Raw genomic sequence first — 13,428 nt, forward strand, 5'->3', positions numbered from 1 at the left:
GGGCCAGGACCCGCCGCAAGTGAGGCACGCAGGCGGCTGACCGGATGCCGCAGCCTCAGCCGATGCGGCCGATCACGGCGTCCGCGCTGACCGTGTCGCCGGCGGATGCCGCGTGCGACAACTTTCCTGCGCGATGCGCGGCGATCTGGGTCTCCATCTTCATCGCATCCAGCACGGCGACGGCATCCCCCGCTTCGATCGAAGCGCCGTCATCGACGAGCCAGCGCACCAGGCTCCCCGGCGCGGGGGCGCGCAGGTCGGCCGGGTCGGCGGTCGCTTCCGGTGGGGCCGGCGAGCCCGACGACGCGAATCCCCGCAACAGCGCTGCCGGAACCCCGAGCACCACCCGGCGCCCGTCGATCTCGACGCCGAAGCGCTGCATCCCGGCATCCTCGATCGGTGCCGGCCGCAGCTGCGGCTCCAGGCGCGGCAGCAGCGTGCTCTCGATCCACTGCGTGTGGACGCCGAACGTCTCCGTCGCGAACTCCGGCTCGTCGACGGCGAGCCGATCGAACCCGATCACGGTGGCAGGGCCCTCGACCGCGAGCTCGCGCAGCGCGCGGCGCGCGCGCACCAGCGCGGCATCCCGCGTGTCGGCGTGCACGATGAGCTTCGCGATCATCGAGTCGAACGACGGTTGCACGACATCCCCCGCCTCGATCCCGCTGTCCCAGCGGACGCCGGGGCCACCCGGGATCCGCAGCGACTCCACCAGGCCGGGGCTCGGCAGGAACCCGCGCCCCGGGTCTTCGGCGTTGATGCGGAACTCGAACGCGTGACCGCGCGGCTCCGGCGTCTGGTCGAACGAGACCCCGAGTCCCTCCGCGATGCGGAACTGCTCGCGCACCAGGTCGACGCCGGTGATCTCCTCGGTCACAGGATGCTCCACCTGCAGCCGCGTGTTCACCTCGAGGAACGAGATCGTGCCGTCGGCCGCCAGCAGGAACTCGACCGTTCCTGCGCCGCGGTACGACACCTCGGCGCAGATCCGCCGCGCCGCCTCGTGGATCTCCGAACGCTGCTCCGGTGTCAGGCCGGGCGCCGGCGCCTCCTCGATGAGCTTCTGGTTGCGGCGCTGCATAGAGCAGTCCCGGTCGCCGACGGCGATCACCGCGCCCTGACCGTCGCCGAGCACCTGCACCTCGATGTGGCGCGGGCTTTCCAGGAACCGCTCCACGAAGCACTCTCCGCGCCCGAACGCCACGATCGCCTCGCGAGTGGCGGCGTCGAACGCCTCGGCCACCTCGGCGAGTTCGCGCACGACCTTGAGTCCGCGTCCTCCGCCGCCGAACGCGGCCTTGATCGCGAGGGGCAGCCCGTGCTCCTCGGCGAATGCGACGGCTTCGGCGGGCCCGGCGAGCGGCTGGTCGGTTCCGGCGGCGAGAGGGGCGCCGACCTTCTGCGCGATGCGGCGGGCGGTCATCTTGTCGCCGAGGGCGTCGATGCTGTCGGGCGAGGGGCCGATCCAGGTGAGCCCGGCATCCTCGACCGCGCGCGCGAAGGCGGCGCTCTCGGACAGGAAACCGTACCCGGGGTGCACGGCGTCGGCTCCGGAGGCCTGCGCCGCTTCCAGCAACGCGGATATCGACAGGTACGTGTCCGCAGCGGTCGTGCCGTCGAGCCCCACGGCTTCGTCGGCGAGACGCACGTGCAGCGCCTCGGCATCCTGGTCGGCGTAGACCGCGACCGAGGCGTAACCCGCCTCGGCGCAGGCGCGGATCACGCGCACGGCGATCTCGCCGCGGTTGGCGATCAGTACCTTCTTCATGACTGTCCTTCTTCGATGCGGAAGCGGATGCGAGCACCCGGAGGAAGCTGGGCGGCGAGATCCAGGCAGCGATCGGTGAGCGCGCCGATGATCGGGTAGCCGCCGGTGAGCGGGTGGTCGGGCAGGAACAGCACCGGCTGCCCGTCGGCGGGCACCTGGATCGCTCCGGTCACGGCGCCCTCGCTGGGGAGTTCGCCCTGGGTTGCGCGCTCCAGCGGCACCCCGCCGTGCAGGCGGATGCCGACCCGATCGGAGCGCGGAGTGACCAGCCACTCCTGCGTCGTGAGCGTCTGGAGGGCGGATGCCGTGAACCAGTCGTCGCGCGGACCGAGCGTGATGTCGAGTTCGACGAGGTCGCCGGATGCCGGAAGCTCACGCGGTTGCACGAGAGGATCGACCGCGCCCGCCACGGCGTTCCCGATCGCGATGACGTCGCCTGCGGCGAGCGCGTCCGGGCCGAGTCCGGCGAGCGTGTCGGCGGCGCGGCTGCCGAGGGCGGATGCCGCGGCCAGTCCGCCGCGGATGCCGATGACGTAGCGGAGCCCGCGGGTCGGGTGCCCGAGGGCGAGCTCGTCGCCGGCGACGGTGGCGAACGGGGTGGCGTGCGGGATGTTGCGCGCGATCCGATTCGCGTCGGTCAGAGTCAGGTCGCCCTCGGCTCCGGTGACGACGGCGACGCCGTCTCCGTGGAAGCGCAGGGTCGCGCCGCCGACGCTCTCGAGGACAGCGGCGCCCGGCTGGTTGCCGACGGCTCGGTTCGCATCGCGCATGGCGGTGCGGTCGGCGGCCCCGGATGCCGAGACGCCGAGGGCCGCGTGGCCGGGACGCCCGGCATCCTGCACCAGCAGCTGCATAGACGGGCGGATGACCTCGACAGCTGCCCCAGCGGGAAAACCCAGACCATCTGGCGTGTCGTCGGCGCGGCGGGCCCCGACACGCCGACGGTCGTCCGTGTCGTCTCTGTTTTCCGATGGGGCGGAGTGGGCTGACGAGGAGATGACGTCCCGATCAGCGCGCTCGAACCGCACGGACGTCCCTGGTGCCAGGAGCGCCGGCGGATCGCGGTCGATGTCCCACATCACGGCATCCGTGCGTCCGATGAGCTGCCAGCCGCCGGGGCTCTCCCTCGGATACACCCCGGTGAATTGGCCGGCGAGCGCGACCGATCCCGCCGGCACTCGCGTGCGCGGCGACGACCTGCGCGGCACGTCGAACAGCGGATCGCTGCTGACGATGTAACCGAAGCCGGGTGCGAAGCCCGAGAACGCGACCTGCCAGTCGGCGGTGAGGTGGCGGTTCACGAGCTCCTCCGCCGAGACGCCGAGCAGCCCCGCAGCTTCAACGAGATCCTCCCCGTCGTACCGCACCGGCACGGTGACCTCGCGCGTGTGCGGCACGTGCTCGGCATCCAGCTCAGTCGCCTCGAGAACAGCGGCGAGCGCCGCGGCCGACGTCCGCACCGGGTCGAAGCTCACGAGCACGGTGCGCGCGCCCGGGATGCGCTCGACGACACCGGGTACGCCGTCCCAGGCGAGGTTCAGCCGCATCGCCTCGTCGAGGTCGGCTGCCTCGACCAGCAGCGACCGGTCGGATGCCGTGAGGATGCGCATCAGACGATGTACTCCGCATCCGGAACGTCGGTGATGAACATGTACCCCGGCGAGTGGGTGACGGCGAACGGCGGCTTGGACGCCATGATCGCCGCCTGAGGGGTGACGCCGCAGGCCCAGAACACCGGGATCTCGCCGTCACGCACCTCCGGCGCATCGCCGAAGTCGGGCAGGCTGAGGTCGGCGATGCCGAGCGACGCGGGATCGCCGACGTGCACGGGGGCGCCGTGGACTGCGGGGGTCCGTCCGGAGATCTGCACGGCATCCGCCACCCGCCCGGCGGGAATCGGACGCATCGAGACGACCATCTCGCCACGGAGCCGCCCGGCCGGCGTGCAATCGATGTTCGTGCGGTACATCGGCACGTTCCGGCCGAGTTCCTGGTGACGGATCGGGATGCCGGCCTCGACGAGGCCGGTCTCGAACGTGAAGCTGCATCCGATCAGGAACGCGACGAGGTCGGGATGCTCCTCCCACGCCGGCCGCGCGTCGGTGACCTCCTCGGCCAGTTCGCCGTCACGCCAGATCCGGTAGCTGCCGATGTCGGTGCGGATGTCGCTTCCCGGCGCGAGCACAGATTCGATCTGCCCCTGCTCGATGACCTCGAGCACGGGGCACGGCTTCGGATTGCGCTGCGCGTACAGCAGCGTCTCGAACGCCCAGTCGGCCGGAACCGCGATGAGGTTGGCCTGCGTGAGCCCCGCGGCGATACCGCTGGTCGGTTCCGAAAACCCCTCCCGGTACGCCTGGCGTGCAGTGCGCGCGGCCCGCAGCTGGTCGGGGGTGGCGACGACGGACACGTCAGGCCGCCGTGAACGGGGCGATCGTGATGCCGGCTGCCTGCAGCATCCGTTTCGTCTCCGCGGCCATCGCGATCGAGCCGGGGCTGTCACCGTGCACGCAGATGGACTGTGCGTCGACGCGCACGTCGGTGCCGTCGATCGCGCGGATCACGCCCTCGTCTGCGAGGCGCACCATGCGCTCGGCGACGGCGGCGGGGTCGCGCAGCACGGCCCCGTCCTCGGTGCGGGAGACGAGCTGGCCGTCCGGCTGGTACGCCCGGTCGGCGAACGCCTCTGCGGCGACCGCGAGCCCGGCGCGAGCCGCCACGTCCAGCACAACGCCGCCGGCGAGACCCAGGAGCACCAGGTTCGGGTCGATGGCCTTGATGGCGGCGACCACGTCGGCCGACTGCCGCTCATCCCGGGCGATCGTGTTGTAGAGAGCGCCGTGCGGCTTGACGTAGGCGACCGTCCCGCCGACGGCGGAGGTCAGTCCGATCAGCGCGCCGAGCTGGTACTCGACGTGCGCCTGCAGCGTCGCCGAGTCGATGTCGACCTTGGTTCGTCCGAAGTTCTCGTAGTCGCGGTACCCGGGGTGGGCGCCGATCACGACGCCGCCCTGCACGGCGGCGGCAAGCGTATCGCGGATGCCCTCCGGGCTGCCGGCGTGGAACCCGCACGACACGTTCGCGCTGGTGACGATCTCGAGCATCGCCGCATCGTCGCTGACGACGCGGCCCTGGACGTTCTCGCCGAGGTCGGAGTTCAGGTCGATGGTGGGCATTGTCAGGCTCCGATTCCGAGGAAGGCGAAGATTGGTCCGACCGAGACGATACCCATGTACCAGGTCAGCAGGGTCACGAGCGTGCCGGCGATCAGCAGCCACATCGGGTACTTGCGCGTGCCGAGCAGATCGCGGCGGAACCAGCCGATGTACATGAACACGGTCAGTCCGATGGGCAGGATCAGTCCGTTGAAACCGCCGACGAAGACGAGGATCGCGGCGGGCGCTGTGCCGATGAGCAGATAGATGATCAGCGACACGACGATGAAGATCACCGTCGCCCACTGCAGCGACCAGCCACCGAGGAAGCGCTTGTGGAAGGTGGAGAGGAACGTCGCCGACGTGTACGCGGCGCCGATCACCGAGCTGAGCGCCGCCGCCCAGAAGATCGCGCCGAAGATCCGCAGGCCCGCGTCTCCCAGCACGGCGCCGAATGCCTGGCCGGCCGGGTTGGCAGCCTGCGTGGTGAGGTCGAGCGTCACGCCGGATGCCACGACGCCGAGGATCGCGAGGAAGAGCACGTAGCGCATGATGCCGGTGATGATGATGCCGTTCGCGGCGGCACGCATCACCGGGCCCGCCTGCTCGGGGCCGACGTGCCCGGAGTCGAGGTAGCGGTGCGCTCCGGAGTAGGTGATGTAGCCGCCGACGGTGCCGCCGACGATCGTCGTGATGGTGGCGAAGTTCAGCTCGTCGGGCGCGAACGTCTGGCGCAGTGCTTCGCCGATCGGCGGCTGCGACATGATCGCGACGGCCACGGTCATGCCGATCATCGCGATGCCGAGGACGACGAGGACGATGTCCATGACCCGCCCCGCCTTCTTGATGAGGAAGATGATGATCGCGAGGGCGCCGGTGACGAGGCCGCCGATCTTCGGGTCGATGCCGAGCAGGGCGTTGAGCCCGAGGCCACCGCCGGCGATGTTGCCGATGTTGAAGGCGAGTCCGCCGATCACGATGAGCACGGCGATGATGTGGCCCGAGAACGGGATGGCGCTGTTGGCCAACTCACCGGCGCGCTTGCCGGAGGAGGTGATCATCCGCCAGATGTTCAGCTGCACGGCGATGTCGATGAGCACCGAGACGAGGATGGCGAACGCGAAGGCGGCGCCGAGCTGGGCGGTGAAGGTGGCGGTCTGGGTGATGAAGCCCGGGCCGATGGCGCTGGTGGCCATCAGGAAGATCGCGCCGATGACGCCACTGCGGCCTACGCGCTTCTTCACCGCGGCGAGCTGGGCGTCGGTCTGAGTCTGCTCTGACATGAAGGGGGATCCCATCGTCTTTGTTGGGTGTCGGATGACACCGAGTGTAGAACACGAACGGGGTCGATTGTTCTACAAGAATGTTTCCGGCATGCTACGAAGCGCGAGCGCTCCCCTAGCATGAAGGCGTGATCCAACAGGGGCTGCTGGCCGACGCACTGCGACAGAGCATCATCGACGGCGAGTTCGCGCCGGGCTCGAAGCTGTCCGAGGCGATGCTGGCCGGCCGGTTCGAGGTCTCCCGCAACACGGTCCGCGAGGCGTTCCGCGTTCTCGCCGAGCAGGGGCTGATCGAGCACACGCCGCATCGCGGGGTCTCGGTCGCAGCACCCACCATCGCGGACGTCATCGACATCTACCGCTCGCGACGCACCATCGAGTGCACAGTCCTGCGGGGGTGCGAGCCGCAGCATCCTGCCGTCCAGCGCATGACGGGGACCCTCGAGGAGGCCGAACGCCTCATCCCCGAGGAGGAGTGGCGGGGCGTCGGAAGCGCGAACATGGCGTTCCACGTCGCTCTCGTCGACCTCGCCGACAGCCCGCGCCTCGCCCGAACGTACCGAAATCTTGCCGCGGAGTTGCGTCTCGTCTTCCTCGAGATCGACGACCCCCGGGCGCTGCACGAGCCGTTCGTGCGCAAGAACCGCATCGTTCTCGATGCGCTGCTGAACAAGGGGCCGGATGCCGCGGCCGACGCCCTCGAGGACTACCTGATCCAGTCGGAGCGGCTGGTGCTGGGGGCGTTCTCGCGGATGGGCAAGCATTAGCGGGAATAGATCTCGCGTGGAGGCGTTTAACCTGACATGAAGGAAAAACTTGCCGCGGCAACAACAATGGGGGCTGTCACCCTGTTCGTCGCCGACCTCGATGCGATGACCTCCTTCTACCGTGACGTCGTCACCCTTCAGGTGCTCAGCTCCGAGGGCGACACCGTGGTGCTCGGACGCGCCGGCATCCCGATCGTCGTCCTGCAGCACTCTCCGTCACTGAAGCACGCGGCACGAGGCTCCGCCGGCATGTTCCACACCGCCATCCTGTTCGAGACGCAGGCGGCGCTGGCAGCCGCTCTGTACTCGGTCGCGCAGCGCGCGCCGCAGACCTTCACCGGCAGCGCCGACCACCTCGTCAGCCAGGCGTTCTACCTGACCGACCCCGAGGGCAACGGCATCGAGCTGTACTGGGATCGTGCGCGGTCGGAGTGGTCGTGGACGCACGGTCAGGTCGAGATGGCGACGCTGTACCTCGACCCGAACACCTTCCTCCGCGAGCACCTGACCGAGGAGGTCGCGGCCGGATCGACCGCGACAGAGCGTGCAGAGATCGGACACGTGCACCTCTCCGTCGGCGATGTCGCCTCGGCCCGCGACTTCTACGTGCGCCGACTCGGCTTCGACGCCACCCTGGCGATGGGAGACCAGGCGCTGTTCGTCAGCGCCGGCGGCTACCACCACCACATGGCGATGAACGTCTGGAACTCGCGCGGCGCCGGCCCGCGGATGCCGGCACTGGGCCTCGGACAGGTCGACCTCGCGCTGCCGAACGCGGACGCCCTCGGCGAACTGAACGAGCGTCTCACCCACTTCGGCAGTCAGGTCGCCGACGACGGCAAGACACTGACGTTCCGCGACCCGTGGAACAACATCCTCAAGGCTCAGCTCGCCGCCTGAGACCCACCGATCGGGTCGCTTCGGCGAACGCGGCGGTCAGCTCGGCGGAGCCAGGAGCGCGAGCAGATCGGCTGATGCCACATGCGCGTTGAGGCCCGGGTCCGCCAACCGCCGGCATCCATCCAGTTCGACCGTGAAGGCGACCGCATCTTCCCCGCCCAGGAGCAGATGCACGACGACGAACCGGGTCGCGGCCGCCGCGCAGGTCGCCGCGGCGGGCGCGTGTGGCACCTCCGAGAGGAGCGCTCTCGCCTCGGATGCGGTCAGTTCCCGCATCCCGACGAACACCCCGGCGTCCCCCGCGGGTGCAGGTGCTGTCTCGCTCGGAGTGGTGGCGGCGTAGTCGCACAGCCGCGCGCCGGCCACCTGCGACGCTTCCGGCCAGGCGGGCATCTCGTACGGAATGAGATGATCCTCGCCGACGGCCTGGTCGCCGCCGGGCACTGTCTGTCCGGCATCCAGCCAGTCGGCATCGCTCGGATCGGCGAGCACCAGCATCCCGGCCTGCGTCGCGCAGCCGGCCACCGTCGCCCCGTTCGATTCGACCAGCGAGACGGGCGTGAACGTCTCGTCGACCACGGTGAGCGCATCGAGCGCGACCTCGAGCCCCACCTGCTTGGGCGCCCCGCACCCGTCAGCGGGAATGGCGACGCGTACGACGTCACCTTCTGCCCGCTCGATCCACAGCTCCGGAACGAGGTACGCGACGGCAGCGCACGGTCCGGCCGACCTCGGGTCGCTCGGCGTCGCGAGAGCGGTGAGCACGGGCTCCAAGTCACCCTCCAGGCGCTCGAGCATCACCCCCGACCAGACCCCATCGCGGTCTTCCTGCGAGGCGAACGGGTTGCAGCGCAAGACGGCGACGGCATCGAATCCCTCGGGCACGAGTCCGGCCTCGGCATACCCGTCCGCGTACGTCTCGGGGCACGTGGCCGTCGGCACCGGCACCGCGTCGACGCGCGGATCGGGGCCGATCCCGGGAAGGATCGCGCATCCGGCGAGCACGAGCGCGAGAGCGAGCAACGCCATCACTGCCGTCCGCCGCATCGCGCCCTCCTCCCCCTCGACGCTAGAGCGCACCTCGACCGTGCAGCGCAACGAAGCGGTAACTTTCCGCGGCCAGGCACGTCACCTCACGCCGAGTCGCGCACGACCAGTTCGGTCGGCAGGATCGTGACCTTCGGCGGCTCCTGGCCGGCGAGGCGCGAGAGCAGCACCGCCGCCATCGTCTCGCCCTGCTTGTACATCGGCTGCCGCACCGTCGTCAGAAGCGGATCGGTCGTCAGAGCCACCGAGGAGTCGTCGTAGCCCACCACGGCGACATCGTCCGGAACACGCAGCCCGGCCCGGCGCAGCGCGGTGATGACGCCGCGCGCCATCAGGTCGCTCGCCACGAAGATCGCGTCCGGTGTTCCGGCGGCCAGGATGCGCCGTGCGGCCTCGGCTCCGCCGGCTTCGAAGTAGTCGCCCTCCTCCACCGCGAACGGCTCGAGTCCGGCATCCGCCAGCGCGGCTCGGAAGGCCTGCAGACGGTCGCCGGCGGCGAGCATCGTGAGCGGACCCGTCACCGTCGCGATCCGCGTACGGCCGGTGTCGATGAGGTGCTGAGTGGCCGTCCTGGCTCCCGCGAAGTTGTCGACGTCCACGACGTAGTCGCTCTCGCGCGCGCGGATCGGCCGCCCGCCGAAGACGGTGGGCACGGCATCCGCGATCGTGTCGATGTAGTCGTCATGAGTGTGGTGCGAGACGATGAGCGCACCGTCGACGCCGCCGTTGCGCACGAAGCTCGCCATCTTGTCGCCCGGATCGTCACTGGCGATCAGCAGGTTCAGGATGTAGTCCGACCCGGCCAGTGCTCCCGTGATGCCCGCCACGATCGCCGCGAAGAACGGGTCGCCGAAGAAGCGCGTGGTGTCCTCGGGGACGATCAGGGCGATCGCGTTCGTCTGGCGCGAGGCCAGCGAGCGCGCCGCCCTGTTCGGCACATAGTTGAGCTCTGCGATCGCGGCCTGCACGGCCTTGAGCGCCTCGGGACTGACGGCGGTCGAGCCGTTGACGACCCGCGAGACGGTCGACCTCGACACACCGGCCGTCGCCGCCACCTCTTCGATGGTCGCGCGAGCGGACACAGCTCTCCTTCCCGCCGTGCGATCAGAGAGAGCGTGCGGCGATGATCCGAGCGTACTCGCGGCCGCTGTCCTTCACCGTGCGCTGCTGTGTGTCGTAGTCGACCCGCACGATGCCGAAGCGCTTGTCGTAGCCCCACGCCCACTCGAAGTTGTCCATCAACGACCAGTAGAAGAAGCCCCGCACGTCGACGCCGGCGTCGGCGGCATCCAGAACCGCCCCCAGGTGGGCGCGGACGTACTCGACGCGATCCTCGTCGTGCACCTGGCCGTCCTCGGCGACCACGTCGTCGAAGGCGGCGCCGTTCTCGGTGACGTAGAGGGTCACGCCACGCTCGGCGGTGTACCCGTCCGACAGGCGGCGCAGCAGACGCGTCAGGCCCTCCGGCTGGATCTCCCAGTTCTGGGCCGTGCGCGCAAGACCGCGCTCGACCGCGTGGATGCCGGCATCCGACGGGTAGGGGCTGCGCCCCTTGCGCTCAGTGCGCGGTGCGCCCGAGATCGGCGGATGCTCTGGGGCCGTGCCCGAGAGCAGGTCGCCGTGGTAGTAGTTCACGCCCTGCGTGTCGATGCGCTGCGAGATCGTCTCGAGGTCGCCGTCCTGGACCGCGGACTCGAACTGCGCGACGGCATCCGCGTCGACCGCCCGGAAGTCCTCGATGATGTCCGCCGGGTACTCGCCGCGGTAGATCGGGTCGAGGAACCAGCGATTGAACTGCCCGTCCACGCGACGCGCGGCGTCGACATCGGCCGGATTCTGCGGGTCAGCGGCGTCGGCCACGGTGTGGTTCAGCGTGATCCCGAGGTTCAGGTTCGCGTCGCGGCCGCGCAGTTCACGAATCGTCTCGCCGTGCGCGAGCAGCTGGTGGTGCGCGGCGAGCAGTCCCTCGGCGATGCTGGTGTGGCCGGGCGCGTGCTCGCCGCCCGTGTAGGAGAGGAACGACGAGCACCACGGCTCGTTCAGGGTCGTCCACACGTTCACGCGGTCGCCGAGCGCGTCGTGCATGGTGCCGGCGTACTCGAGGAAGCGGCCGACCACATCGCGGTTCGTCCAGCCGCCTTTCTCCTGCAGCGCCTGCGGCATGTCCCAGTGGTACAGCGTCAGCCACGGCAGGATGTCGGCACCCAGGAGCTCGTCGACCAGGCGGCTGTAGAAGTCGACGCCGGCCTGATTGACCGCTCCGCCGTCCGGACGCACTCGCGACCACGAGGTCGAGAAGCGGTACGTCTGCAGCCCGAGGTCACGCATCATCGCGACGTCGTCACGGTAGCGGTGATAGTGGTCGCAGGCGATGTCGCCGTTGTCGCCGTCGATGACAGCCCCTGGCACCCTGGCGAAGGCATCCCAGATCGAGGCCTTCCTGCCGTCTTCGAGGGCGGCGCCTTCGATCTGGTACGCCGCCGTGGCTGCGCCGAAGAGGAAGTCGTCCGGGAACGGCCTGGTCGTCATACGGGTCATCCTTTCACCGCGCCCGCCATGATGCCACTGACCAGCTGCTTGCCCGCCACCACGAAGAGGATGAGCAGGGGCAGGGTCGCGAGCACCGCACCGGTGAGCACGATCGAGTAGTCGATGTAGTAGCCGGACTGCAGCTGGCTGAGCGCCGTCTGCAGCGTCGGGTTCTGGGGGGAGAGCACGATCAGCGGCCAGAGGTAGTCGGTCCACGCCGTCATGAACGTGAACAGTCCCAGGATCGCCATGGCCGGGCGCGCGGCGGGGATGCCGACGGTGAGGAAGGTGCGGAACTGGTTCGCGCCGTCCATGCGCGCAGCCTCGAGGAGTTCGTCCGGGATGACGTCGACGAGGTACTGGCGCATGAAGAACACCCCGAACGCGGTGACGAGCGTCGGGATGATGACGGCGCCGATCGAGCCGGTCCAGCCGAGTTCGCGCATGACCATGAACAGCGGGATGATGCCGAGCTGAGTGGGAATCGCCATCGTCGCGATCACGAAGATCATGAGCCCCTCTCGGCCCTTGAAGCGGAGCTTCGCGAACGCGTACCCCGCCAGGGTCGAGAAGGTCACGACTGAGATCGTGATCACCGCTGAGACGATCAGCGAGTTGCCGAGCGCCAGCCAGAACGGGATCGCGTCGAACACCTTGGCGGCGTTGGCGAAGAAGTTGCCGCCGGGGATCATCGGCAGGGTCTCGCCGCGGGTCGCGTTCGTGCCGCTGGCGACGACCACCGACCACCAGAGCGGGTACACGCTGCCGATGATGAATGCGGCCAGCAGCCCGTAGGTGAGGAAGCCGGGGCGGCTGCCGATGCCGGCTGTGCCGCCGGTCGGCCTGCGCCGGCGGATCTTCTCGGGCACGCTCAGGGCCTGGGTGGCGGTCATCGCGCGACCTCCTTGTTCTTGCGCGCATGGCGGCGCGCGGCACGGCCTGCCTTCGGCCCATCCCCGGTGGCGATGCGCCGGGAGAGCAGGAAGTTGATCACGCCGATCCCGACGATGAGCAGGAACAGCAGGATGGCGACGGCGGATGCCTCGCCGAGGTTACGGCGGAAGAACGCCAGCTCCCACAGGAACAGCACCGTGGTCTGGAACTGCCGGTCGCTGCCGCCGATGCCGCCCGCTGTGGAGACGTCGAACAGGCGCGGTTCGGCGAAGATCTGCAGTCCGCCGATCGTCGCGGTGATGATGACGAAGATCAGCGTGGGGCGGATCGTCGGAATCGTGATCGAGAAGAACCGGCGGGCAGGACCGGCACCGTCGATCGCGGCGGACTCGTACAGATCGCGCGGTACCGCCTGCATCGCGGCGAGCAGGATCAGGGCGTTGTACCCGGTCCAGCGGAAGTTCACCATGATCGCGATGGCGATGTGCGAGAGGAACGTGTCGTGCTTCCACTGCTGGTCGGCGATGCCGATGAGGTTCAGCAGGTTGTTCGCGAGGCCGTCGGCCTCATTGAAGATGCTGGAGAAGATGATGGCGACGGCGACAGGGGTCACGACGAACGGGATCAGCACGCTCATGCGCCAGATGGTCGGCGCGCGCAGCCCCCGGTCGAGCAGGTAGGCGACCAGCAGTGCGACGGCGAGCTGCGGGATCGCGGAGAGCAGGAAGATGCTCAGGGTGTTGAAGATCGAGTTCCAGAACATCGCGTCGCCGAGGATCTCGACGAAGTTCCCCAAGCCGACGAAGTCGCCTTCGCCCTTGAGCAGATCCCAGTCGTGCACGGCGACGTACACCGTGTAGATGAGCGGGAAGAGTCCGACGAGGCCGAACAGCAGGAAGAACGGCGCGACATAGAAGTACGGCGAGGCGTTCTGGTCGAACCGCGAGACGCGATGGCGCCAGGAGCGCTTCGGCGCGGCATCGGCCGTCGCGGCGGATGCCGTGTCACGGCGCTCGCGGGGCGGGGCGGTGAGAGTCATGGTGGTGTCCTCGACGTTCATGGAGCGTCGACAGGCTCAGCATCCG

12 protein-coding genes are annotated in these 13,428 nt (G+C 69.3%); 2 read left to right on the top strand and 10 right to left on the bottom strand.

All coding sequences use genetic code 11. The features are described 5' to 3' along the window. Positions 1 to 55: 55 nt before the first annotated feature. Genes MAE01_RS15340 through MAE01_RS15360 form a run of 5 tightly spaced genes read right to left on the bottom strand, consistent with a single transcriptional unit; the run spans position 56 to position 6,206 of the window. Positions 56 to 1,768 (bottom strand): acetyl/propionyl/methylcrotonyl-CoA carboxylase subunit alpha, encoded by a 1,713-nt coding sequence (locus MAE01_RS15340; protein WP_147040892.1) that lies wholly within the window; start codon positions 1,766 to 1,768, stop codon positions 56 to 58. Next, entirely contained in the window at positions 1,765 to 3,378 is a 1,614-nt protein-coding gene (locus tag MAE01_RS15345; protein WP_147040894.1) for a 5-oxoprolinase subunit B/C family protein, read from the bottom strand. The genes MAE01_RS15340 and MAE01_RS15345 overlap by 4 nt, the downstream gene beginning before the upstream one ends. Continuing rightward, positions 3,378 to 4,178 carry a putative hydro-lyase gene (locus MAE01_RS15350; protein WP_186806267.1) on the bottom strand — a complete coding sequence of 267 codons (801 nt, stop codon included), beginning with the start codon at positions 4,176 to 4,178 and terminating at the stop codon, positions 3,378 to 3,380. The genes MAE01_RS15345 and MAE01_RS15350 overlap by 1 nt, the downstream gene beginning before the upstream one ends. 1 nt (position 4,179) lies before the next feature. Then, positions 4,180 to 4,944, bottom strand: coding sequence for a LamB/YcsF family protein (locus tag MAE01_RS15355; protein ID WP_147040896.1), 765 nt, complete (start codon positions 4,942 to 4,944; stop codon positions 4,180 to 4,182). Between the two features lie 2 nt (positions 4,945 to 4,946). Next, positions 4,947 to 6,206, bottom strand: coding sequence for an NRAMP family divalent metal transporter (locus tag MAE01_RS15360; protein ID WP_147040898.1), 1,260 nt, complete (start codon positions 6,204 to 6,206; stop codon positions 4,947 to 4,949). Positions 6,207 to 6,334: 128 nt separating this feature from the next. Between MAE01_RS15360 and MAE01_RS15365 the strand changes: the two genes are divergently transcribed. Then, entirely contained in the window at positions 6,335 to 6,973 is a 639-nt protein-coding gene (locus MAE01_RS15365) for a GntR family transcriptional regulator (protein ID WP_147040899.1), read from the top strand. A 36-nt stretch (positions 6,974 to 7,009) separates the two neighbouring features. Further along, positions 7,010 to 7,873: a VOC family protein gene (locus tag MAE01_RS15370; protein WP_229718245.1), complete on the top strand. Its 864-nt coding sequence runs from the start codon at positions 7,010 to 7,012 to the stop codon at positions 7,871 to 7,873. Between the two features lie 36 nt (positions 7,874 to 7,909). On the opposite strand, the gene MAE01_RS15375 is transcribed toward MAE01_RS15370, so the two are convergent. The 5 genes from MAE01_RS15375 to MAE01_RS15395 form a co-directional block, all read right to left on the bottom strand. Beyond that, positions 7,910 to 8,920 (bottom strand): hypothetical protein, encoded by a 1,011-nt coding sequence (locus tag MAE01_RS15375; RefSeq protein WP_147040901.1) that lies wholly within the window; start codon positions 8,918 to 8,920, stop codon positions 7,910 to 7,912. An 86-nt stretch (positions 8,921 to 9,006) separates the two neighbouring features. Continuing rightward, a complete protein-coding gene (locus tag MAE01_RS15380) occupies positions 9,007 to 10,002 on the bottom strand; it encodes a LacI family DNA-binding transcriptional regulator (RefSeq protein WP_147040903.1) in 996 nt (331 codons plus the stop codon). Between the two features lie 22 nt (positions 10,003 to 10,024). Next, complete coding sequence (locus MAE01_RS15385; protein WP_147040905.1) at positions 10,025 to 11,449, bottom strand: GH1 family beta-glucosidase; 1,425 nt, start codon at positions 11,447 to 11,449, stop codon at positions 10,025 to 10,027. Positions 11,450 to 11,454: 5 nt separating this feature from the next. Beyond that, positions 11,455 to 12,342 carry a carbohydrate ABC transporter permease gene (locus MAE01_RS15390; RefSeq protein WP_147040907.1) on the bottom strand — a complete coding sequence of 296 codons (888 nt, stop codon included), beginning with the start codon at positions 12,340 to 12,342 and terminating at the stop codon, positions 11,455 to 11,457. Then, complete coding sequence (locus tag MAE01_RS15395) at positions 12,339 to 13,382, bottom strand: carbohydrate ABC transporter permease (RefSeq protein ID WP_147040909.1); 1,044 nt, start codon at positions 13,380 to 13,382, stop codon at positions 12,339 to 12,341. The genes MAE01_RS15390 and MAE01_RS15395 overlap by 4 nt, the downstream gene beginning before the upstream one ends. Positions 13,383 to 13,428 lie beyond the last annotated feature (46 nt).

It is taken from the genome of Microbacterium aerolatum, assembly GCF_007988825.1.
Taxonomy (GTDB): Bacteria; Actinomycetota; Actinomycetes; order Actinomycetales; family Microbacteriaceae; genus Microbacterium; species Microbacterium aerolatum.

Coding starts and splice junctions, on each gene's coding strand:
- MAE01_RS15355 (WP_147040896.1), bottom strand. CDS start 4,944: ATGCCCACCATCGACCTGAACTCCGACCTCGGCGAGAACGTCCAGGGC.
- MAE01_RS15390 (WP_147040907.1), bottom strand. CDS start 12,342: ATGACCGCCACCCAGGCCCTGAGCGTGCCCGAGAAGATCCGCCGGCGC.
- MAE01_RS15370 (WP_229718245.1), top strand. CDS start 7,010: ATGAAGGAAAAACTTGCCGCGGCAACAACAATGGGGGCTGTCACCCTG.
- MAE01_RS15340 (WP_147040892.1), bottom strand. CDS start 1,768: ATGAAGAAGGTACTGATCGCCAACCGCGGCGAGATCGCCGTGCGCGTG.
- MAE01_RS15360 (WP_147040898.1), bottom strand. CDS start 6,206: ATGTCAGAGCAGACTCAGACCGACGCCCAGCTCGCCGCGGTGAAGAAG.
- MAE01_RS15375 (WP_147040901.1), bottom strand. CDS start 8,920: ATGCGGCGGACGGCAGTGATGGCGTTGCTCGCTCTCGCGCTCGTGCTC.
- MAE01_RS15395 (WP_147040909.1), bottom strand. CDS start 13,382: ATGACTCTCACCGCCCCGCCCCGCGAGCGCCGTGACACGGCATCCGCC.
- MAE01_RS15385 (WP_147040905.1), bottom strand. CDS start 11,449: ATGACGACCAGGCCGTTCCCGGACGACTTCCTCTTCGGCGCAGCCACG.
- MAE01_RS15345 (WP_147040894.1), bottom strand. CDS start 3,378: ATGCGCATCCTCACGGCATCCGACCGGTCGCTGCTGGTCGAGGCAGCC.